This window comes from Actinomadura miaoliensis, assembly GCF_039536785.1.
Lineage (GTDB): Bacteria > Actinomycetota > Actinomycetes > Streptosporangiales > Streptosporangiaceae > Spirillospora > Spirillospora miaoliensis.
In genome coordinates this window covers 79,611-99,457 of record NZ_BAAAZG010000010.1, presented here as the reverse complement: position 1 = coordinate 99,457, position 19,847 = coordinate 79,611, and the positions used below count along the sequence as shown (strand labels likewise).

Below are 19,847 nucleotides of genomic sequence, written 5' to 3'. Positions count from 1 at the left end.
GTGCGAACTCGCACACCCCGAGGCCATTGGGTTCTGTTCCTGCTGAGCGGTCTGGTCCTCGCCGCGGCGCTGCTGCTGAACGGATTCGCCCACGGGGCGATGGGCGAGGGCCATGGAAGCCATTCCAAGGCCGCCGGACTTCCTCCCGAGGAGGCCACCCGGGCCGGTCCCGTGCTCAGGCCCGGCCCCGGGCCCGTCCGCAGTGCCCGTCCGGCGAGCGGCACGATCGCGCTGACGTTCGACGACGGCCCCGACCCCACGTGGACGCCACGACTCCTGGACGTGCTGCGCAGGCACCACGCGCAGGCCACGTTCTTCACCGTCGGGGCACGCGTCGCCGAGCACCCCGAACTGGCCCGCCGGATGGTGCGCGAGGGCCACGAGATCGGGTCGCACACCTACACCCATGCCGACATGGGCGCGGTCCCCGGATGGCGCCTGCGGCTGGAACTGGACCTCACCCAGCGCGCGCTCGCGGGCGCCACCGGACGCACCACCAACCTGGTGCGCCAGCCGTTCTCGGCCACGCCCGCGTCCCTCACCGGCGCCCAGTGGGCGGCCGCCGAGGCGGCGGCGCGCCACGGTTACGTCACGGTGCTCGCCGACAGGGACACCGGGGACTGGCGGCGGCCCGGCGTGGAGCGGATCGTCGAACGGGCGATCGGCCCGGCCCCGGGCAAGGGGGCGTCCCCCGGCGGCCGTGCCCGTCCCGGCGCGATCGTGATGCTGCACGACTCGGGCGGCGACCGGGCCCAGACGGTCGCGGCCGTGGACCGGCTGCTGACCCGGCTGTCGGCCCGGGGCTACCGGTTCACCACGGTGTCGCGGGCGGTGGGGCTGCCCCCGGGCGACGTGCCCGCGTCCGCGACCGACAGGGCCGTCGGCGGGGCCCTGATCATGAGCCAGCGCCTGGCGGGCTGGCTCGTCGGCGCGATGACCGTGCTGTTCGGCGTGGTGACCGCGCTGACGCTGCTGCGGCTGGCGTTGATGGTCCTGGCCGCCCGCGTCCACGTGCGGCGCACGCGCCGGGGACGGCGCGGGCGAGGCCGGCCCCCGACGCGCCGGACGCCCTTCACCCCGCCGGTGTCGATCGTCGTGCCCGCCTACAACGAGGAGGCGGGCCTGGCCGCGACGGTCCGTTCGCTGCTCGACACCGACTACCCGGCCCCGGTCGAAGTGATCGTCGTGGACGACGGCTCCACCGACGGCACCCCGCGGATCGCCCGGGAGCTCGCGCGGCACCCGGCCGTCCGGGTGGTGCACCAGGTCAACGGGGGCAAGCCGAGCGCGCTCAACACCGGCCTCTCCCACGCCCGCGCCGAGATCGTCGTGCTGGTCGACGGCGACACCGTCTTCCAGCGCGACACGCTGCGCCGGCTGGTCGCCCCGCTGGCCGACCCGCGGGTGGGCGCGGTGAGCGGCAACACCAAGGTCGCCAACCGGGGCGGCGTGCTGGGCCGCTGGCAGCACCTGGAGTACGTCATCGGGTTCAACCTGGACCGGCGCCTGTTCGACGTGCTGCAGTGCATGCCCACCATCCCCGGCGCGATCGGCGCGTTCCGCCGGCAGGTCCTCGCCTCGGTCGGCGGCGTGCCCGCCGACACCCTCGCCGAGGACACCGACCTGACCATGGCGATCGGCCGGGCGGGCTGGCGCGTGGTGTACGAGGAGAGGGCCCTGGCCTGGACGGAGGCGCCGTCGTCGCTGCGCCAGCTGTGGCGGCAGCGCTACCGCTGGTGCTACGGCACCCTGCAGGCGATGTGGAAGCACCGCCGTGCACCGGCGCAGCGGGGCCCGTCGGGCCGCTACGGACGCCGCTGCCTGCCGTACCTGACCGTCTTCCAGGTGGTGCTGCCGCTGTTCGCCCCGGCGGTCGACGTGTTCACGCTGTACGGGCTGGTGTTCCTGAACCCGCTGAAGTACGTCGTCGTCTGGGCGCTGTTCTCCGGGGTCGCGGCACTGGTCGCCGCGTACGCGCTGCGCCTGGACGGCGAGTCGCTCGGCCCTCTGTGGACCCTGCCGTTGCAGCAGGTGGTCTACCGGCAGCTGATGTACCTGGTGGTCTTCCAGTCGGTGGTCACGGCGCTGCTGGGGGCGCGCCTGCGCTGGCACACCATCCGGCGCACCGGCACGTTCGGCACGCCCCGGGTGGACTCGCTCAGGACGTGAGCCAGGTGCGCATGCGGCGCTCGCACTCGCCGATCAGCGGGATCTCGACGTACTCGTCCTTGGTGTGGGCCAGGGTGGGCTCGCCGGGACCGTAGTTGACGGCCGGGACGCCGAGCTCGGCGAACTGGGCGACGTCGGTCCAGCCCAGCTTGGCGCGCACCGGGGCGTCGGTGGCCGCGACGAAGGCGGCGGCCGCCGGGTGGTTGAGGCCGGGGCGGGCGGCGGGGGCCGCGTCCGTGACCGTCACGTCGAACCCCGCGAACAGGTCCCGCAGGTACGCCACGGCCTTGTCGAGCGACTTGTCCGGGGCGAAGCGGTAGTTGACGGTCACGACGCACTCGTCGGGGATCACGTTGCCGGCGACGCCGCCCCTGATGAACACCGCGTTGACGCCCTCGTGGTACTCCAGGCCGTCCACGACCGGACGCGCGGGCTCGTAGGCGCGCAGCACGTCCAGGATCGTGCCGGCGGAGTGGATGGCGTTGGAGCCCATCCAGGCGCGCGCGCTGTGCGCCCGCGCGCCCGTCGCGGTGACCTCGACGCGCACCGTGCCCTGGCAGCCGCCCTCGATCTGCCCGGCGGTGGGCTCCATCAGCACCGCGAAGTCGCCCTCCAGCAGCTCCGGGCGGACCGCGGCCAGGCGGCGCAGGCCGTTGCGGTCGGCCTCGACCTCCTCGCACTCGTAGAACACGTAGGTGACGTCGCGGCTCGGGTCCGGCACGGTGGCGGCCAGCCGCAGCGCCACGGCCAGGCCGGACTTCATGTCGGTGGTGCCGCACCCGTACAGCCGGTCGCCCTCCACCCGGGACGGCAGGTTGTCGTTGAGCGGGACGGTGTCCAGATGTCCCGCGATCACGACGCGCTCGGCGCGTCCCAGGCCGGTGCGGGCGACGACGGTGTCGCCGTCGCGCTCCACCGACAGGTGCGGCAGGGGCCGCAGGGCCGCCTCGACCGCGTCGGCGAGGGCGCGCTCGGCGCCGCTCACCGACTCGATGTCGACGATCGCCGCGGTCAGCTCCGCCACGTCCGCGTGCAGGTCGAGCCGCATGCCGCCGTCCTCAGGTGTTGATGCCGTGGTCGCGGAGGATGTCGTTGAGCTCGGCCTTGTCATGCCGCCGCCCCTCCTCCAGCCGCTTGAGGACCAGCACGGCGGGCAGGCCGAACGTGCCGCCCTTGAACTCCTTGATCCGGGTGCCGCCGACCGCCACGCACCAGTCGGGGATGCGGCCCCGGCTGATCTCCTCGCCCGTCTCCACGTCGATGACCGGCATGGACGCCGACAGGTTCGTCCCGGAGCCGACCACCGCGCCGCGGCCGACCCGGGCCCCCTCGACGATCATCGACCGGCTGCCGATCATGGCCTCGTCCTCGATGACCACCGGCACCGCGTTCGGCGGCTCCAGCACCCCGCCGATGCCCACGCCGCCCGACAGGTGGACGTTCTTGCCGATCTGCGCGCACGACCCCACGGTCGCCCAGGTGTCGACCATGGTGCCGGAGTCGACGTAGGCGCCGATGTTGGTGAACGACGGCATCAGCACCACGCCGGGCGCCAGGTAGGAGCCCCACCGGGCGATCGCGCCGGGCACCACGCGCACGCCGTCCAGGCGGCTCTTGAGCGGGATGCGGTCGTGGTACTGGAAGTCGCCCACCTGCGACCGCACCATGCCGAGGACCTTGAAGCTGAGCAGGATCGCCCGCTTGGCGCGCTCGTCGACGACGACCTCGTCGGTCTCGGGGTCCACCTGGGCGACCCGGGCCTGGCCGGTGTCGATCTGGTCGACGGCGGCCACGATGGCCGCGCGGGCCTCGGAGTCGTCCGGAGAGAGATCGGCTCGCCGCTCCCACAGCTCGTCGATGACGCCGGAGATCGGGCTGGTGAACGTTTGGGTCATGGCTCCTGAGCTTACTGGGGGCCATTCCCCGGTACGGTCGTCGCGTGACCGCATGGGCGAGGAGGCTGACGACCACCCGGTGGCGCTGGGCCGCCGTCACACTGGCCGTGGTGGTGGGGCTGGCCGCGGGCGGGTACGCGCTGTACTCGCGGGCCCGCCCGTACCTGCACGGCTCCAACTGCGAGGTGCGCACGACGCTGGGCAAGATGCCGCTCGACCTGGAGCAGGCCGCCAACGCCGCCACCATCGCCGCGGTGGCGTACCGCAAGGAGCTGCCCGAACGGGCGGCGGTGATCGCCTACGCCACCGCGATCCAGGAGTCGCACATCCGCAACCTGCCGGACGGCGACCGCGACTCGGTGGGCATGTTCCAGCAGCGCCCGTCGCAGGGCTGGGGCACCCCGGACAAGCTGCGCGACCCGGTGCAGTCCACCAGCAAGTTCTTCGACGCGCTGGTCAAGGTGAAGGACTACCTGGACCGCGACCTGCACGACGCGGCCCAGCGGGTGCAGCGCAGCGCCGACGGCCGCGCCTACGCCCAGCACGAGCCGGACGGCAAGCTGCTGGCGCGGGCGTTCACCGGCCGTGAGGCGGCGGCGGTGCGGTGCTGGTTCTCCCCCGACAAGCGCACCTCGCCCCGGCGCCCCGAGGCGATCCGCGAGATGCGGCGCGCGTTCGGCAGCCGCCTGCAGGTGGACACGGCGGCGCAGCGCACGGTGGGCGGCGCGAACGGGCAGGCGAGCGCGGCCGGGCGCGACTTCGAGGCGATCCGCGTCTCCGGCGCCCGCACCGGTTGGGCGGTGGCCTCGTGGGCGGTCACCCACGCCCAGGTGTACGGACTGACGGAGGTCCGGTACGCGGGTCGGCACTGGACCGTCGACGAGGGCCACGACGGGTGGACCGAGGACGCCAAGGCCCCCTCGGGCAAGGTCATCATCCGCTGATATCCGGTCGGAATCACATTGTGCGAACCTTCGCGACCTCCGCGTGATCTCATGTCGGGGATTCGGAGGTGGCCATGGTGGACGAATGGCGGATCGACGGCTTCGACGAGGTGCGCGAACTGGGGCGCGGCGCCCAGGGACGCGTGGTCCTCGCCAGGCACGCGGGCAGCGGGACACCCGTGGCCATCAAGTACCTGTCGCGCGCCGCGAACGTGGAGCGCCTGCGCGAGGAAGCCGTCCTGCTGGGGCGGGTGTCGGACCCGCATGTGGCGCGCCTGTACCGCCTGGTGGAGAGCGAGCACGGCGCGGCGCTCGTCATGGAGGCCGTCAACGGCGTCTCCCTGAAAAGGGTGCTGGCGGAGCACGGCGCCCTCGGGCCGGAGGCGTCCCTGACCGTCCTCAAGGGGTCGCTGCTGGGCCTGGCCGCCGCCCATGCCGCGGGCGTGGTGCACCGCGACTACAAGCCCGCCAACGTGGTGGTGCAGGCCGACGGCCTGAGCAAGCTCATCGACTTCGGCATCGCCGCGCTGGAAGGCGGGGGCGACCGCTCGGGGACGCCTGCGTACATGCCGCCCGAACAGTGGCGCGGTGAACCCGCGACCCCCGCCGCGGACGTGTACGCCGCCACGTGCGTCTTCTTCGAGTGCGTCACGGGCCGCCGCCCCTACGAGGCCGACAACCCGGTCGCTATGCAGGCGCTGCACCTGAACGCGGCCGTTCCCGTGGAGTCCGTGCCCGAGCCCTTGCGGAACCTGCTCGCCCGGGGGATGGCCAAGGACCCCACGCACCGCCCCTGGGGCGCGGCGTCCTTCGTGGCCGAACTGGAAGAAGCGGCGGTCGCCGCGTACGGCCCCGGCTGGGAGACGAGCGGCATCCGCGTCCTGGCCGGAACCGCCGTGGCCCTGGCCGCCCTCTTCCCCTTGGTCGCCGCCGGGATCACCCCCGCCGCGTCCGTCACGGCGGGAGCCGCCGCCTCCGGCGCGGCCGGCGCCGCAGGGGCCTCGGGCGCGGGCGCGGGCGCGGCAGGAGCCTCGGGGGCCGCCGGTGCCTCGGGGGCTGCCGGTGCCTCCGGCGCCGCCGGTGTCTCGAGCGCGTCGGGGGCAGGGGGTTCCGGCATCCTGGCGGGCGCGGGCGCGAAGGTGGCGGTGGCCGTGGCGGGCACCGCCGTCGCGGCGAGCGCGGGCGGCGTCGCCGTCTACGCGGGCATGGACGACGAGCCCACACCGGCGGCACGCCCGGTGTCGGCGACCGTGGCCGTCCAGAACCAGACGCTCACCGACGCCCCCGTGGCCATCCAGAACGCCCAGTACGTGCAGATCTCCGGGCACCGCGACCCCGCCTTGCAGCGCCGCATCAACCAGGAACTGCGGGCGCCCCTCGATCGCGTCATCACCTGGATGCGCGGCAACACCAAGGCGTCGGTCTGCGGCTCACGCAGATCGACGCTGAGCACCACCGCGCAGATCGGATTGCGCGGCCCCGCACTCATCTCCGTCGTCTACACACCCGACGTCAAGTTCTGCGCGCCCGCCGACGGCATGATCCCGGCCGGGGCCGTGACGATCGACCTCAGAAACGGACGCGTGCTCACCGCCGACGACGTCTTCCGGCCCTCCACCCTGACGCCCTCCGGCATCAGAACCCTCTGGACCCGGCTGACCAGCAGCAACCGCTACATGTGGGGCCCGCAGGGCTGCCGCAGGATCGACTCGATCACGCCCGGCGAATTCGCCCCGAACCGAACCGACTCCGGCCCACCGACCCTGGGGGCCGCCTTCACCGCCTTCCCCACCCCCGACCGGTTCGAGCTGAACTACTCGGTCTTCGGGAGCGACTGCCCGCGAGACCGCCTGACCGCCCCCTACGCCAAAGTCCGCGACCTGCTCAAACCCGAATTCCTCGCCCTCGTCGAGGCCGAATCCCCCACCCCGCGGCGAACGTGACGCCGAATTGGCGCGCACTCCTTACGGGGAGTGGGGCGTGTCTTTTATGCCGGATCTGCCGGGAGAAGTAACATCGCACCGTCAACAACTGGACAGTAGGAGTTAAGTCCCCCATGGCGGAACGCGTACAAGGCTCCGAGGCGCCCCGGACGTCGAAGATCGACAGCAGCGTGCCGCATTCGGCGCGCATCTGGAACTACTGGCTCGGCGGCAAGGACAACTACCCCGTGGACCGGGAGGCGGGCGACCGGTACCGCGAGCAGGCGCCCGGCGTCGTCGACATGGCCCTCGCCTCCAGGGTGTTCCTGACCCGCGCCGTCCGGTACGTCGCCGCCGAGGAGGGCCTGCGCCAGTTCCTCGACATCGGCACCGGGCTGCCGACGATGGACAACACCCACGAGGTGGCCCAGCGCGTCGCCCCCGACGCCAAGATCGTCTATGTGGACAACGACCCCCTGGTGCTGGTGCACGCCGAGGCGCTGCTGACCAACACCACCGCCGAGGGCGTCACCACCTACGTCGAGGCCGACCTGCGCGACCCGGACACGATCCTCGCCGAGGCCGGCAGGACGCTCGACCTCGGCGAGCCGGTCGCGCTCATGCTGATGGGAATCCTCGGGCACATCCAGGACTGGGACGAGGCCAAGGCGATCGTGCGGCGGCTGCTGGACGCCCTTCCGTCCGGCAGTTTCCTCCTCCACTACGACGGCACCTACGAAGTGCAGGGAGAGGCGCTCCAGCAGGCCCAGGAGGAATACGACGACACCGGCGCGGTGCCCTACGTGCTGCGCGAACCCGCCCGGCTCGCCGAGCTCTACGAGGGTCTCGAACTCGTCGAGCCGGGCCAGGTGTCGTGCCTGAAGTGGCGGCCGGAATCCATGGCCTTCGGCGAGCCGGAGGACGTCGACGTCTACGGAGCCGTCGCCCGCAAGCCGTGATCAGAGCAGACTGCGGCCGATGATCTCCTTCATGATCTCGGTGGTGCCGCCGAAGATCGTCTGGATGCGGGCGTCCTGGTAGGCCTTGGCGATCGGATATTCGGTCATGTAGCCGTAGCCGCCGTACAACTGGACGCACCGGTCGACGACGCGCTTGAGCAGTTCGGTGTTCCAGTACTTGAGCATCGCGGCCTCTTCGACGCTCAGTTCGCCGCGCGATTCCTTGTCGACGCATTCGTCGGTGAACGCGCGGGTCACGGTCAGCTCGGTCTTCATCTCGGCCAGCGTGAAGCGGTTGTGCTGGAACTTGCCGATGGGGCGGCCGAACGCCTCGCGGGTGCGGCAGTACTCGAGGGTCTGCTCGAACGCCGCCTCCGCCCCGGCCTGGGCGCTGACCCCGATGGACAGCCGTTCACGGGCCAGGTTCTGCATCAGGTAGATGAAGCCCATTCCCTCCTCGCCGAGGAGGTTCTCCTTGGGCACCCGCACGTCGTTGAAGAACAGCTCGGCGGTGTCCTGGGCGTGCATGCCGACCTTCTCCAGGTTGCGGCCGCGTTCGAAACCCTCCATGCCGCGCTCGACGACCAGCAGGCTGACGCCCTTGTGCCCGGCGTCCGGGTCGGTCTTGGCGACGACGATCACCAGGTCGGCGAGGATGCCGTTGGAGATGAAGGTCTTGGAGCCGTTGAGGACGTAGTGGTCGCCGTCGGGGATCGCGGTGGTGCGGATGCCCTGCAGGTCCGACCCGGCGGCGGGCTCGGTCATCGCGATCGCGGTGATGATCTCGCCGGAGCAGTAGCCGGGCAGCCAGCGCCGCTTCTGCTCCTCGTTGGTCAGGCGCAGCAGGTAGGAGCCGTTGATGTCGTTGTGCACGGCGAACCCGGGCCCGGACACGCCGGCGCGGGCCAGCTCCTCGTTCAGCACGACGTAGTAGCGGTAGTCGGTGTTGCCGCCGCCCCCGTACTCCTCGGGGACCTCGATGCCGAGCAGACCCTGCCGTCCCGCGGCCAGCCAGACCTCGCGGGAGACGATGCCGTCCCGTTCCCACTGCTCGTGGTGGGGGGCGATCTCCTTGGCGATGAAGGACCGCACCATGTCGCGGAACGCCTCGTGCTCCTCGGTGAAGATCTCGCGCGCCATCCGTGTCCCCGGCTTCCTCGATAAGTGCCTGCTGATACGACTTCAATGTAACACTAGAACTGTCACATAGGGGGAGGGGTCCCGGGCGGTGAACAACGAGGAGCTGACGGTCGACGAGCTGGCCGCGCGGGCCGGGCTCACGGTCCGGACCGTGCGGTTCTACGCCGGTCGCGGGATGCTGCCGCCGCCCCGGCTGCGCGGGCGCACCGGCCTGTACGGGCCCGACCACCTGGCCCGGCTGGAGCTGATCCGGGAGCTGCAGTCGCTGGGGCTGACGCTGGCGGCGATCGAACGGCACCTGGCGCGCCTGCCCGACCACGCCTCCCCCGAGGACCTGGCGCTGCACCGGGCCCTGCTGTCGCCGTGGGCCCCGGAGGCGCCCGAGGAGGTCGACCGGCACGAGCTCGACCGCCGCACGGGGCAGCGCCTGGACGACGCGGCGCTCGAACGGCTGCAGGCCCTCGGCATCGTCGAACCTTCGGGGGACGGCCGCGTGCGCGTCGTCAGCCCGGCGCTGCTGGGCATCGGCGCGGAGCTGGCCAGCCTGTCCATGCCCCTGGAGACGCTGCTGGCCACCCACGAGGCCGTCGAACGGCACACCCGGGCACTGGCCACAGAACTGCAGCAGGTGTTCCAGGACACGGTCGTCCGCCCCTACCGCGAACGCGGCCGCCCGCCCGACGAACGCCAACGCCTGATCGAGCTGTCGGGCAGGCTCAAGCCCCTGGTGATCCAGTCACTGGTCACCGCCTTCCGCCGCGCCGTCGACGACGCCATCCGAGGGCAGGTGACCGCAGCGGAGCGCCAGCGGAGTGAGGATCACCTGCCCCGGAGGGCGGGCGACCGCAGCGGAGCGCAGCGGAGCGAGGATCGTCCGGCCGACTGACGGGGGGCGTAGGGGGGTCGTCCCCCCACATAAACAACGTGACCGCAGCGGAGTGAGGATCGCCCGCCCGACTGACGGGGGGCGTAGGGGGGTCGTCCCCCCACAGGACTACCCGTCGCGCCATTCCTGGTTTTCGTAGTCGACGAGGCGGGGGTGGGTGAGGGTGTTGACGTCGACGTCGCGGTGGCGCAGGTCCTTGCCGAAGACGGTGGCGGCGCGCAGGACGTCGGGGTCCAGGAAGCGCAGCGGCGGGACGGCGGGGGCGAGGGTCAGCGGCGGACGGGCCGTGCCGGGGGCGGCCAGGACGAAGCCCCAGTCGCCGAAGCTGGGCACGTCCACGTGGTAGGGGGCGGTGGCCAGCCCGGCGGCGCGGATGGACTTCTCGATGCACCAGAACGAGCGGGGCGCGAAGTACGGCGAGCCGGACTGCACCACCATCCGTCCGCCCGGCGCCAGCACGCGTTTGACGAGCCCGTAGAACTCCACCGAGTACAGCTTGGCCGTGGACACGTCGTCGGGGTCCGGCATGTCCACGATCACCGCGTCGTACTGCCGGGACGCGCCGCGCAGCCAGGAGAAGGCGTCGGCGCCGACGGTGCGCACGCGCGGGTCGGTGAAGGCGTGCCCGTTGAGGTCGGCCAGGTCGCGGTAGGTGCGGGCCAGGCGGAGCATCTCCGGGTCCAGCTCGACGAGCGTCACCTCGCGCACGTCCCGGTAGCGCAGCACCTCGCGCAGCGCCAGGCCGTCGCCGCCGCCGAGCACCAGCACCCTGCCCCGGCCGCCCGACAGCGCCGGATGCACCAGCGACTCGTGGTAGCGGTACTCGTCGACGGACGAGAACTGCAGATCGCCGTTCAGGAACAGCCGCAGGTCGGGACGGCCCGACACCGCGACCTTCCGGGTGATCACGATCTCCTGGTACGGGGTGCGCTCGGCCAGCGCGATCGGGTCGCGGTACAGGGCCTGCCGCGCGGTCACCTCGAACCCGTCCGCCAGGGCGTAGGTGGCGCCGAGGACCGCCAGCACGCCCGCCATGCCCGCCCACAGCCCGGCGCGCACGCCGCGTCCCACCTGCCGCCGGAACAGCCACAGCACCACGGCGATGCCCGCGACCGCGTTGACCACGCCGACGACCAGGGCGCCCTTGATGTGCCCGAACATCGGCAGCAGCACGAACGGGAAGGCCAGCCCGCCCACCAGCGCGCCCACGTAGTCGGCGGCGAACAGGTCGGCGACCGCGCTGCCCGCGTCCTGCCGCCGGATCCGCTGCAGCAGCGTCATCAGCAGCGGGATCTCCGCGCCGATCAGCGCGCCCACCGTGAAGGCGACCACCACCAGCGCCGGGACGTACAGGTCCAGCCAGGCGAACGCGGCGTACAGCGCCAGCACCGACAGTCCGCCCGTCAGCGCCAGCGCCGCCTCGACCAGCGCGAACGCAGCGACCGGGCGGCGCTGCAGGGGCTTGGCGGCCAGTGAGCCGACGCCCATCGCGAACACCATGACCGACAGCACGATCGACGCCTGGGTGACCGAGTTGCCCACCAGATAGCTGCCGAGGGCGACGAGCGCCAGCTCGTACACCAGCCCGCACGCGGCGCAGGTGAACACGGCCGCCAGCACCAGGGCGCGCGCGGCCCGGGCGGGCAGCCGCAGCCCCCCGCCGTCAGCGTCGGCCCGGTCCGGGTGGACGGCGGTCAGGAGACCGCCCCGGCCACGATCGCCGCGACGGCGAGGTCGGCGGCGGCCACCACCCAGCCCGCCGGGTGCACCCCCGCGCCGTCCACCAGCGTCGCGCCGAGTTTGCCGGGGGTGAGCAGGTCCAGCAGGTAGAACGCGACGACCATCAGCACGATGCCGAGCAGCCCGTAGACGGCGGTGTCGACCAGGCCCTGGCCGAGGTCGTCGTCGCTGGTGACGATGGCGGTGGTGACGATCGCGCCGACGCCGAGGAGCTTGACCGACAGCAGCAGCGCGGCGCCGCGGTTGCCCTCGCTCCAGATCTGGTGGCCGAGCCGCCCGGGGGTGGTCACCTCGACCACCAGGTAGCCCAGCGCCATCAGCGCGATGCCGAGCGCCCCGTAGGCGAGCGTGGCGCCGCCCTCGTGCAGGATGTCGTTCAACGGTTGCTCCTCACTTGCCCGACCCGGGGCCGCCGCCGCGGAAGGACGCGCTGCCGCTGCTGGTCCAGCCGTTGCTGCCGGGGCTGGACCAATGGCTGCCGACGTGGCTGTGGTACCGGCTGTAGCCGGCTCTCGCGTCGTCGACGGTGATCCGGCTGCCCGACCCGTCCGGCAGGACCCCGACGACGAGCTTGGGGTAGCGCAGGAAGATCCCGCCGTCCCGGCCCAGCGCGGTCATGTCGTCCACCCGGTCGATGGCCTTGTGCTTGGCGTTGATCTCGCGGGCGACGGCCTGCGGGGGCTTCGGCGAACGGTAGGTGTCGGTGTAGAGCCGCGTGTACCGGTCGGCGATGAAGCCGCGCGGCCCGCCGTCCCGCGCCAGCACCGCGACCAGCACGATGACGCCGACGACGGCCGCCGCCACGCCGCCGATCACCCAGTACCTGCGTCTCACGATGACCTCACCAGCCGGCTGCGCGTCATGACGATCTCCCGGGTCTGCGGGTAGGCGTGCCAGGTGCGCCAGCCGACTTCGCCCCCGGGCGTGCCGGTGTCGTCGAGCGCCAGCGCGGTGATCGCGTGGTCCGATCCCGGGAACGTTCCGGTCAGCGCGTCGGGGCGGCCGGCGAGCCGGTCGCGCAAGGCGTCGACGGCGCGGGCGAACGCGGCGTCGTCGTCGTGGACGGCGGTGCGCGCGGCGAAGTCGTAGGACCATCCGGGCAGGGCGTCGCGCATCCGCGCGGGCAGCGGGCGGGCGCCGTCCGGCAGGTCGCAGGCCACGGTCTCGCTGAGCGGGCCCGCGATCACCTGGTGGGACGCGCCGAGCAGCCGCATCTGCACGCGCAGGCCGGCGCGCTCCAGGGGCAGGACGGCCAGGGCGTCGCGCGGCGGCAGCCCGACCGCGAACGACAGGGCGTCGGCGCGGGTGTCGGCGTAGGGGGTGTCGAGCGTGGCGAGCAAGGCGTCAGCTTCCCGGGTAGATGGTCAGCGTGCCGTTCGGCACCCGCTCGCCGGTGCCCATCTCCCACTCGGCGCCGCCGAACCGCTCGAACGACAGGTAGCGGCCGCCGGGGGCGGCGTAGTCGACGTACTCCACCCGGCCCCGGTCGCCGAGGCCCGTGGTGCCCTCGCTGCCGTACTCGGCGGTGCCGTGCTCCTCGCGGTGGTACTCCACGCCGTCCACCGTGAGCGTCCGGCGGTCGGGGCGCAGGTCGCCGGGGTCGCGGGCGGTCCACCAGACGACCTCCAGGTCCGGGTCCTCCTCGACGGAGATCCAGATCTTGGCGCCCTCGGCAGTGTCGGCGTCCAGCAGGTGCTCGCTCCAGGTGAACCCGCCCTCGCGCATGCGCAGCGAGCCCCGCACGAAGTACCGGACGCCCAGGTACTCGATCATGTCGCCGGCCTTGATGGCGCGCGGGTCGCCGCCCACCGCGTCGGCGGCGGCGAACGGGTCGCGCGGAACGGCGGGCGCGGCTCCCGGCGCCGCGGACCCCGGGCCGCGCCGCCGCAGCAGCACCACCAGCAGCACGCCGATGACGAGCAGGGCGGCAAGGATCAGGACGAGCAGGACCGCGACCGCTGCTCCGCCCATGCGGACCTCCACGGATTCGACTACAGCGCCGGGATGGACCTGCGGATCCTATCGATATCGGTCACGCAGGAACATCGGCAGCATAGACGTCACCGCCGTCCCAATGGTTTCAATCCGCGCGTAACAGATGCGTCCCGGCGCGAAGCGCCGTGCACGGCCGCGCGTCAGAGGCGGCAGACCACGGCGGGCCGCGTCAGATGGCCAGCCGAGGTGTCAGAGGCGGGAGGCGGCCGCGGCGACGCGTTCGTCGGTCGCGGTGAAGGCGATGCGGACGTGCCGCGCCCCGCCCTGGCCGTAGAAGTCGCCGGGGCCGACGAGGATGCCGAGGCCGGCCAGGTAGCCGACGGTGTCCCAGCAGGGCTCGTCCCGGGTCGCCCACAGGTACAGCGACGCCTCGGAGTGGTCGATGCGGAAGCCGTGCCGCTCGAACGCCTCGCGCAGGGCGGCGCGGCGGCGGGCGTAGCGCTCGCGCTGGGCGTCCACGTGCGCGTCGTCGTCGAACGCGGCGGTCATCGCGGCCTGCACCGGCGCGGGGACGATCATCCCGGCGTGCTTGCGGACCTCCAGCAGCCGCTTGACCAGCGCCGGGTCGCCGGTGACGATCCCGGCCCGGTAGCCCGCCATGTTGGAGCGCTTGGACAGCGAGTTGACCGCCAGCAGCCCCTCGTGCGAGCCCTCGCACACGTCCGGGTGCAGGATCGAGATCGGCCGCCGCTCGGGGTCGGCGTCCCAGCCGAACTCCAGGTAGCACTCGTCGCTGACCACGATCGCGCCGCGGCCGCGCGCCCAGGCCACCACCTTGCGCAGGTGCTCGGTGGGCAGCACCCGGCCCGTCGGGTTGGACGGGGAGTTCACCCAGACGATCTTCGGGTTGACCGGGCCGAGGGACAGCAGCCCGTCGGCGGGCACCGGCTCGGCCCCGGCCAGGCGGGCGCCCACGTCGTAGGTCGGGTAGGCCAGCTCGGGGAACACGACCCGGTCGCCGGGGCCCGCGCCGAGCAGGGTCGGCAGCCACGCCACCAGCTCCTTGGTGCCGATCACCGGCAGCACCGCGTCGGGGTCGGCGCCGGTCACGCCGAGCCGGCGCCGCAGCCACCCCGCGACGGCCTCGCGCAGCCGGGGCGTCCCGTAGGTCTGCGGGTAGCCGGGGGCGTCGGCGGCCTCGGCCAGCGCCGCGCGCACGGGTTCGGGCGTGGGGTCCACGGGGGTGCCGACCGACAGGTCGACGAGCCCGCCGGGGTGCGCGGCGGCGCGTTCCCGGTAGGGCTGCAGCCGATCCCATGGGAAGTCCGGCAGCGTGAACACCACAGATGGCTCCGTTTCTGCGACAGGCGTATGGGTCAGCCGGGCACCGTCCCGGCGGCCCCGGCATTCGGGGCGGCGGCGCACGGGAGGACGGCGTCCCCGGTCAACACGAAGGCCGTGGCCCCGATGTCGGGGCCACGGCCTTGAGCGTACGCGACCGGTGCCGGTCCTGCGCGCAGGAGTCCCGCGCCTCCGGCCCCTGTCATCAGGGTTTCCGGGGGTTCGTCCCCGGGCGGACGCTCCGGGCCCCGGCGAAGGCGGACGGACCGCCGCGCCCCGGTCGGCCGCACGGCGTCGGCAGGGGTTACTCCTCGCCCTGCGGAGGCAGGGCGGCCACGATCGGGTGGTCCCTGTCGATCTTGCCCACCTTGGAGGCGCCGCCGGGCGAGCCGAGCTCGTCGAAGAACTCCACGTTGGCCTTGTAGAAGTCCTTCCACTGCTCGGGGGTGTCGTCCTCGTAGTAGATGGCCTCCACCGGGCAGACAGGCTCGCACGCACCGCAGTCGACGCACTCGTCGGGGTGAATGTAGAGCATTCGCTTCCCCTCGTAGATGCAGTCGACAGGGCACTCCTCGATGCACGCCTTGTCGAGCACGTCCACGCAGGGCTGCGCGATGACGTAGGTCACGTTAGTGACTCCTCTCGGATCCTTCGGCCCCGCCGTACGCCACGGCTCACCGCAAGCTCGCTGTGAATAGTATTGCCACCACGGCGTAGTCGATTCGACATGGGGGTCCTCACATGTCAGACCGTCGCGCCGCGCGGCCGCTGGTGTCGATCACACCGGCCGACGCGGGGCAGCGGATCTCGCTGCGCCGCCGGCTGCCCACCGGAGAGTACAGCGACGTGGTCGGCGTCCTCGAGTCGTGGTCCGGTCGTCTGCTGCGGGTCCGCCGGCGGCACGGCGAGGTGGTCGAGGTGCCCGAGGACATCGTGGTGGCCGCCAAGGTCGTCCCGCCCGCTCCCCCGCCACGCCGTCCCCGCACCTGATCGTTTCCGCGCCGTGCCGGGCTGCGACACGCCGTGGGGCGCAGGGCACGGCAAAACCTCGGTGAAGCGGTCCCGGGGCTCAGCGTCCGGCGTACCGGTGGCCGGGCGTGAGGGTGCGGCCGTCGAACAGCTCCGAGACGGTCACGAACGTGAAGCCGCGTTCCCGCAGCCCCTCCAGGACGCTCGGCACGGCGGCGACGGTGGGCCGGTGGATGTCGTGGAACAGCACAATGCCGCCCCGGCGGGGCTGGCGGACCCCGACGATGATGTTGCGGCGGACGTCGCGGTGCAGCCAGTCCAGGGAGTCGACGCTCCACAGGACCATGGGCATGCCCACGGCGTCCGCCACCCGTCCGTCGACGGCCCCGTACGGCGGGCGGAACAGCACGGGGGCGACCCCGGTGACGTCCTGGACGGCCTGCTGCGTGCGCCGCACCTGGGACCGCACCTCCCAGGACGGCAGCGTCGTCAGGTCGGGATGGGACCAGCTGTGGTTGCCCACCTCGTGCCCCTCCTCCACCATCCGCCGCACCAGGCCGCGGTGCCCGGCCACGTTCTGCCCGAGCAGGAAGAACGTGGCGTGCACGTGGGCGGCGCGCAGCTGGTCGAGCAGCCGGCCGGTGTAGGCGCCGGGACCGTCGTCGAAGGTCAGCGCGACGCACTTGCGCAGGGAGCAGTCGACGCGGGAGGACGGCAGCACGGGCGGCTCCGCCGTGGGCGGCTCGGGCTCGGGCTCGGGCCGCTGCGGCGCGACCTCGTCCTCCTGCGAGGCGGGCGACGTGGACGGGTCGTGACCGGGCTCGGTGGAGGCGGAGGGCTGCGGGTCGCCGGTGCGGTCGCCGGCGTCCCTCGTCCTGGACGGTTCGGCGCGCTGGGTCGTGGAGTGCCCGCATCCCGCGGCGAGCATCAGCCCGAGCAGGGCGAAGACGACACAACTCCTGCCGCGCACCACGCCCCCCGGTAGATCCCGCCCTGCCGCTGGGCGCTGCATACCCCGTGCCGGGCCCAGCACACCCCGGCATCTAGGCCCGAACCGGCCACTCCGGGACCTCGGGCGGCAGATCGGTCGTGACCTTCATGGGGAACGCGGCGGCGCGCTTCTCCAGGAATGCCGTGACGCCTTCGCGGGCGTCGGCGGCGCCGCCCAGCGCGGCCATCAGCCGGGAGTCGGCGGCGTGCGCGTCCCAGGGGGACGGGGCCGACAGGCCCGACCACATCAGGCGGCGGATCGCGGCCACCGAGACGGCGGAGGTGTTGTCGCGGATCTCGGCGGCCAGCTCGTAGGCGGCGGGCAGCAGGTCCTCCGGGGCGACGACCCGCGAGACCAGGCCGCCGCGCAGGGCCTCGTCCGCGTCGAACACCCGTCCCGTCACCGCCCACTCCATGGCCTGGGAGATGCCGACCAGGCGCGGCAGGAACCAGCTCGACGCGGCCTCGGTGACGATGCCGCGCCGGGCGAACACGAACCCGAACCTGGCGTTGCCGGCGGCCAGCCGCACGTCCATGGGCAGCGTCATGGTGACGCCGACGCCGACGGCCGCGCCGTTGAACGCGGCGATGACCGGCTTGAGGCAGCGCGCGACGCGCAGCGCGACCGTGCCGCCGCCGTCGCGGGGCGTGCCGTCCTCCAGGACGTCGTCCTCGCCCGCGAACATCTCCTGGGACTTGCCCCGGTCGAAGGTGTCGCCGCCCGCCTCCAGGTCGGCCCCGGCGCAGAACGCCCGGCCCGCCCCCGTCACCACGACCGCCCGCACCTCGTCGTCGGCGTCGACGCGGTCGAAGGCGTCCAGCATCTCGTTGCGCATGGTGTAGGTGTAGGCGTTCATGCGTTCCGGACGGTTGAGCGTGAGCGTGGCGATCCCGTCCCGCACCCGGTAGTCGATCTCGCTGTACGGCACCTGCGACCCCTCTCCGGCGATGTTTCCGAACAGGATTCTAGAAAGCCGCCGGTACGGCTCGGGCGGGGGCGTCAGGAGCGGGCCGACGGGAACAGCCGCAGGACGACCTCGCGCCGCCACTCGTCCGCCGCGCCGGTGAAGCCGCCGGGCGGCCCGGGGACCAGGTGGTCGCCGTCGGACGTCAGGCGGAACGCGACGTCCGGCGCGAGCTCCACGTCGCCGGCGGGCGGGCCGCCGGCGGCGGCGACGCGTGCGGCCAGCGCCGCCAGGATGCGCGCCCAGCCCTGCCCGAGATAGGGCGGCAGGCCGCCGGCGCGCAGCTCGGGCAGCCCGCGGAAGGCCAGGCCGCGGGTGCGAAGCTCCAGGCCGTCGGGGCGTTCGGCACCCACGACGCGCACCTCGCCCGGTGTCCCCGCGCGTTCGTCCATGCCACGACCGTACGCCGCCCGCCGGACGGCACACGCTGTGGATCGGTGCGTCGCGGTCCGTGAAGCTGATCACTGTAGCCGTCCGCCTGGTGGAACGCCACCTCGCAACTGGCGGTTTGTCGGATAAATTACGACGGTGCAATGGGCCGTCACGACGTACGACTCCGTCTTCGGGTACGTCTCCGCGCACGGCGCGCCTCTGGTCGATCTGCTCGACCCCCAGCCCGGTGAGCGGATCATCGACCTGGGGTGCGGCACGGGCGCGTTCACCGCGGAGATCGCCGAACGCGGCGCCGAGGTGCTGGGCATCGACGGCAACCCCGAGATGGTCGCCCAGGCCGCGGCGCTGAATCCGGGGCTGTCGTTCGTGGTCGGCGACGCCCACACGTTCACCACCAGCGAGCAGTACGACGCCGTCGCCTCCAACGCCGCCCTGCACTGGATGAACCGCGACCCGGACGCGGTGATCGCACGGGTGCACGCGGCGCTGCGGCCCGGCGGCCGGTTCGTCGGCGAGCTGGGCGGGGCGGGCAACTGTGCCGAGCTGATCGCCGCGATGCAGACCGCCTGGCGGGTGTTCGGGCTCGGCGAACCCGAGCTGCCCTGGTACTTCCCCAGCCCCGCCGAGTACGCCACCCGCCTGGAGGCGGGCGGCTTCACGCTGCGGCTGCTGGAGCACGCCGACCGTCCCACCCGCATGACCGAGGGCCCGGACGGCGCCGCCGACTGGGTGCGCACCTACGCCGCGGCCGCCCTGGCCGACGTCCCCCCCGACCTGGTCGAGCCGCTGCTGGCGCGCATCAACGAGCTGGCCGCACCCGCGCTGCGCCGCGAGTCCGGCTGGGTCGCCGACTACGTGCGGCTGCGCTTCGCCGCCGTCCGCAAGGCCGACACGGCGGCCGCCGCGCCCGACATGGCGCCCGGCTTCTAGCCTGGGGTCATGCTGCGGCTGTACGACCATCGCACCGGACGGCCCGAGGAACTGGCGCGGGGCCCGCTGCGCGTCCACGTCGCCGCCGGGGCCGACCGGGCGCTGATCATCGCCGACCTGCTGCGGCGGGTCGCCGAACGCACCGGCCGCCGCCCGGCCGTGGTGACCCGCGCCGAGGGCGTCGAGCCGTCCGCGCACGGCTTCTCCGACCTGCGCCTGCCGGACTTCCCCGTGGCCGACGCCCCGGCCCCGGACGGGACGGTGTTCATAGGCCCCTCACCCGGGCCGGGGCACTCCCTGCTCGTCCCGGACGCCGCACCCGCAGGCGACGACGCTCTGTGCCTTCGGCTCGCGGTGCTGCGCGTCCACTACCGCGAACCGGCCGAACTGGAGGACCTGAGCAGGCGCGCGGGGGCGGACCTCTCGCGCTGGCGCGCGCTGATGGCCGATTGGGCCCGCTCCCCAGGCCGTCCCATGGACCGCTCGTACGCGACGCGGGCGCAGGCGGCCCTCGCCGACGACCTCGACAGCCCGACCGCCCTGGCGACGCTCGACCGGCTGGCCGAGGACCCGGACGTGGCCCCCGGCGCCAAGCTGGAGACCTTCATCCACCTCGATCTGCTGCTCGGCCTGGACCTGGTCTCCCGGATCGGCTGGGCCTGACACCCG

At 73.2% G+C, this 19,847-nt stretch carries 21 protein-coding genes; 8 read left to right on the top strand and 13 right to left on the bottom strand.

From position 1 onward, the window contains the following. On the top strand, positions 1-2,169 hold the full coding sequence (locus tag ABD811_RS10335) for a bifunctional polysaccharide deacetylase/glycosyltransferase family 2 protein (protein ID WP_344944455.1): 2,169 nt from the start codon (positions 1-3) through the stop codon (positions 2,167-2,169). On the opposite strand, the gene dapE is transcribed toward ABD811_RS10335, so the two are convergent. Both dapE and ABD811_RS10325 read right to left on the bottom strand, forming a co-directional pair. Next, positions 2,159-3,217: a succinyl-diaminopimelate desuccinylase gene (dapE, locus tag ABD811_RS10330; RefSeq protein WP_344944453.1), complete on the bottom strand. Its 1,059-nt coding sequence runs from the start codon at positions 3,215-3,217 to the stop codon at positions 2,159-2,161. The two genes, ABD811_RS10335 and dapE, sit on opposite strands and share 11 nt — an antisense overlap. Positions 3,218-3,227: 10 nt before the next feature. Continuing rightward, positions 3,228-4,064, bottom strand: a complete 837-nt coding sequence (locus tag ABD811_RS10325; RefSeq protein WP_344944451.1) for a 2,3,4,5-tetrahydropyridine-2,6-dicarboxylate N-succinyltransferase — start codon at positions 4,062-4,064, stop codon at positions 3,228-3,230. Between the two features lie 44 nt (positions 4,065-4,108). Here ABD811_RS10325 and ABD811_RS10320 point away from each other — a divergent pair, with 44 nt between their 5' ends. The 3 genes from ABD811_RS10320 (at position 4,109) to ABD811_RS10310 (ending at position 7,889) form a co-directional block, all read left to right on the top strand. Further along, positions 4,109-5,008 carry a hypothetical protein gene (locus tag ABD811_RS10320; RefSeq protein ID WP_344944448.1) on the top strand — a complete coding sequence of 300 codons (900 nt, stop codon included), beginning with the start codon at positions 4,109-4,111 and terminating at the stop codon, positions 5,006-5,008. A 74-nt stretch (positions 5,009-5,082) separates the two neighbouring features. Next, on the top strand, positions 5,083-6,951 hold the full coding sequence (locus ABD811_RS10315) for a protein kinase domain-containing protein (protein ID WP_344944490.1): 1,869 nt from the start codon (positions 5,083-5,085) through the stop codon (positions 6,949-6,951). Between the two features lie 113 nt (positions 6,952-7,064). Beyond that, positions 7,065-7,889 (top strand): SAM-dependent methyltransferase, encoded by an 825-nt coding sequence (locus tag ABD811_RS10310; RefSeq protein ID WP_344944445.1) that lies wholly within the window; start codon positions 7,065-7,067, stop codon positions 7,887-7,889. On the opposite strand, the gene ABD811_RS10305 is transcribed toward ABD811_RS10310, so the two are convergent. Continuing rightward, positions 7,890-9,029: an acyl-CoA dehydrogenase family protein gene (locus ABD811_RS10305; RefSeq protein ID WP_344944443.1), complete on the bottom strand. Its 1,140-nt coding sequence runs from the start codon at positions 9,027-9,029 to the stop codon at positions 7,890-7,892. Between the two features lie 88 nt (positions 9,030-9,117). Between ABD811_RS10305 and ABD811_RS10300 the strand changes: the two genes are divergently transcribed. Next, complete coding sequence (locus ABD811_RS10300) at positions 9,118-9,915, top strand: MerR family transcriptional regulator (RefSeq protein ID WP_344944440.1); 798 nt, start codon at positions 9,118-9,120, stop codon at positions 9,913-9,915. 108 nt (positions 9,916-10,023) lie between these two features. Here ABD811_RS10300 and ABD811_RS10295 read toward each other — a convergent pair whose 3' ends face one another. From ABD811_RS10295 to fdxA, 7 genes are all read right to left on the bottom strand, one after another. Further along, on the bottom strand, positions 10,024-11,568 hold the full coding sequence (locus ABD811_RS10295; protein WP_344944487.1) for a polyamine aminopropyltransferase: 1,545 nt from the start codon (positions 11,566-11,568) through the stop codon (positions 10,024-10,026). 41 nt (positions 11,569-11,609) lie between these two features. Beyond that, a complete protein-coding gene (locus ABD811_RS10290) occupies positions 11,610-12,035 on the bottom strand; it encodes a DUF350 domain-containing protein (protein WP_344944437.1) in 426 nt (141 codons plus the stop codon). 10 nt (positions 12,036-12,045) lie between these two features. Continuing rightward, on the bottom strand, positions 12,046-12,489 hold the full coding sequence (locus ABD811_RS10285) for a DUF4247 domain-containing protein (RefSeq protein WP_344944434.1): 444 nt from the start codon (positions 12,487-12,489) through the stop codon (positions 12,046-12,048). Next, positions 12,486-12,995, bottom strand: a complete 510-nt coding sequence (locus ABD811_RS10280) for a DUF2617 family protein (protein ID WP_344944431.1) — start codon at positions 12,993-12,995, stop codon at positions 12,486-12,488. Before ABD811_RS10280 ends, ABD811_RS10285 begins: the two co-directional genes overlap by 4 nt. A gap of 4 nt (positions 12,996-12,999) precedes the next feature. Beyond that, entirely contained in the window at positions 13,000-13,626 is a 627-nt protein-coding gene (locus tag ABD811_RS10275) for a DUF4178 domain-containing protein (RefSeq protein WP_344944429.1), read from the bottom strand. A 213-nt stretch (positions 13,627-13,839) separates the two neighbouring features. After that, positions 13,840-14,931, bottom strand: coding sequence for a succinyldiaminopimelate transaminase (dapC, locus tag ABD811_RS10270; RefSeq protein ID WP_344944482.1), 1,092 nt, complete (start codon positions 14,929-14,931; stop codon positions 13,840-13,842). A gap of 304 nt (positions 14,932-15,235) precedes the next feature. Continuing rightward, a complete protein-coding gene (gene fdxA, locus ABD811_RS10265) occupies positions 15,236-15,559 on the bottom strand; it encodes a ferredoxin (RefSeq protein ID WP_344944426.1) in 324 nt (107 codons plus the stop codon). Between the two features lie 113 nt (positions 15,560-15,672). Here fdxA and ABD811_RS10260 point away from each other — a divergent pair, with 113 nt between their 5' ends. After that, positions 15,673-15,921, top strand: a complete 249-nt coding sequence (locus ABD811_RS10260) for a putative acetyltransferase (RefSeq protein WP_344944422.1) — start codon at positions 15,673-15,675, stop codon at positions 15,919-15,921. 79 nt (positions 15,922-16,000) lie between these two features. Here the strand turns inward: ABD811_RS10260 and ABD811_RS10255 are convergent, their stop codons facing one another. The 3 genes from ABD811_RS10255 to ABD811_RS10245 form a co-directional block, all read right to left on the bottom strand. Beyond that, entirely contained in the window at positions 16,001-16,873 is an 873-nt protein-coding gene (locus ABD811_RS10255; RefSeq protein ID WP_344944419.1) for a polysaccharide deacetylase family protein, read from the bottom strand. Between the two features lie 70 nt (positions 16,874-16,943). Continuing rightward, positions 16,944-17,819, bottom strand: a complete 876-nt coding sequence (locus ABD811_RS10250) for a crotonase/enoyl-CoA hydratase family protein (RefSeq protein ID WP_344944417.1) — start codon at positions 17,817-17,819, stop codon at positions 16,944-16,946. A 71-nt stretch (positions 17,820-17,890) separates the two neighbouring features. After that, complete coding sequence (locus ABD811_RS10245) at positions 17,891-18,247, bottom strand: hypothetical protein (RefSeq protein WP_344944414.1); 357 nt, start codon at positions 18,245-18,247, stop codon at positions 17,891-17,893. A gap of 136 nt (positions 18,248-18,383) precedes the next feature. Between ABD811_RS10245 and ABD811_RS10240 the strand changes: the two genes are divergently transcribed. Both ABD811_RS10240 and ABD811_RS10235 read left to right on the top strand, forming a co-directional pair. After that, positions 18,384-19,178, top strand: a complete 795-nt coding sequence (locus ABD811_RS10240; RefSeq protein ID WP_344944411.1) for a class I SAM-dependent methyltransferase — start codon at positions 18,384-18,386, stop codon at positions 19,176-19,178. A gap of 9 nt (positions 19,179-19,187) precedes the next feature. Beyond that, complete coding sequence (locus ABD811_RS10235) at positions 19,188-19,841, top strand: hypothetical protein (RefSeq protein ID WP_344944408.1); 654 nt, start codon at positions 19,188-19,190, stop codon at positions 19,839-19,841. Positions 19,842-19,847 lie beyond the last annotated feature (6 nt).

What these genes read in the sequence shown, in the direction of transcription:
- dapE (WP_344944453.1), bottom strand. Translation starts at nt 3,217, where the DNA reads ATGCGGCTCGACCTGCACGCGGACGTGGCGGAGCTGACCGCGGCGATC.
- ABD811_RS10325 (WP_344944451.1), bottom strand. Translation starts at nt 4,064, where the DNA reads ATGACCCAAACGTTCACCAGCCCGATCTCCGGCGTCATCGACGAGCTG.
- ABD811_RS10315 (WP_344944490.1), top strand. Translation starts at nt 5,083, where the DNA reads ATGGTGGACGAATGGCGGATCGACGGCTTCGACGAGGTGCGCGAACTG.
- ABD811_RS10310 (WP_344944445.1), top strand. Translation starts at nt 7,065, where the DNA reads ATGGCGGAACGCGTACAAGGCTCCGAGGCGCCCCGGACGTCGAAGATC.
- ABD811_RS10305 (WP_344944443.1), bottom strand. Translation starts at nt 9,029, where the DNA reads ATGGCGCGCGAGATCTTCACCGAGGAGCACGAGGCGTTCCGCGACATG.
- ABD811_RS10275 (WP_344944429.1), bottom strand. Translation starts at nt 13,626, where the DNA reads ATGGGCGGAGCAGCGGTCGCGGTCCTGCTCGTCCTGATCCTTGCCGCC.
- ABD811_RS10260 (WP_344944422.1), top strand. Translation starts at nt 15,673, where the DNA reads ATGTCAGACCGTCGCGCCGCGCGGCCGCTGGTGTCGATCACACCGGCC.
- ABD811_RS10245 (WP_344944414.1), bottom strand. Translation starts at nt 18,247, where the DNA reads ATGGACGAACGCGCGGGGACACCGGGCGAGGTGCGCGTCGTGGGTGCC.
- ABD811_RS10235 (WP_344944408.1), top strand. Translation starts at nt 19,188, where the DNA reads ATGCTGCGGCTGTACGACCATCGCACCGGACGGCCCGAGGAACTGGCG.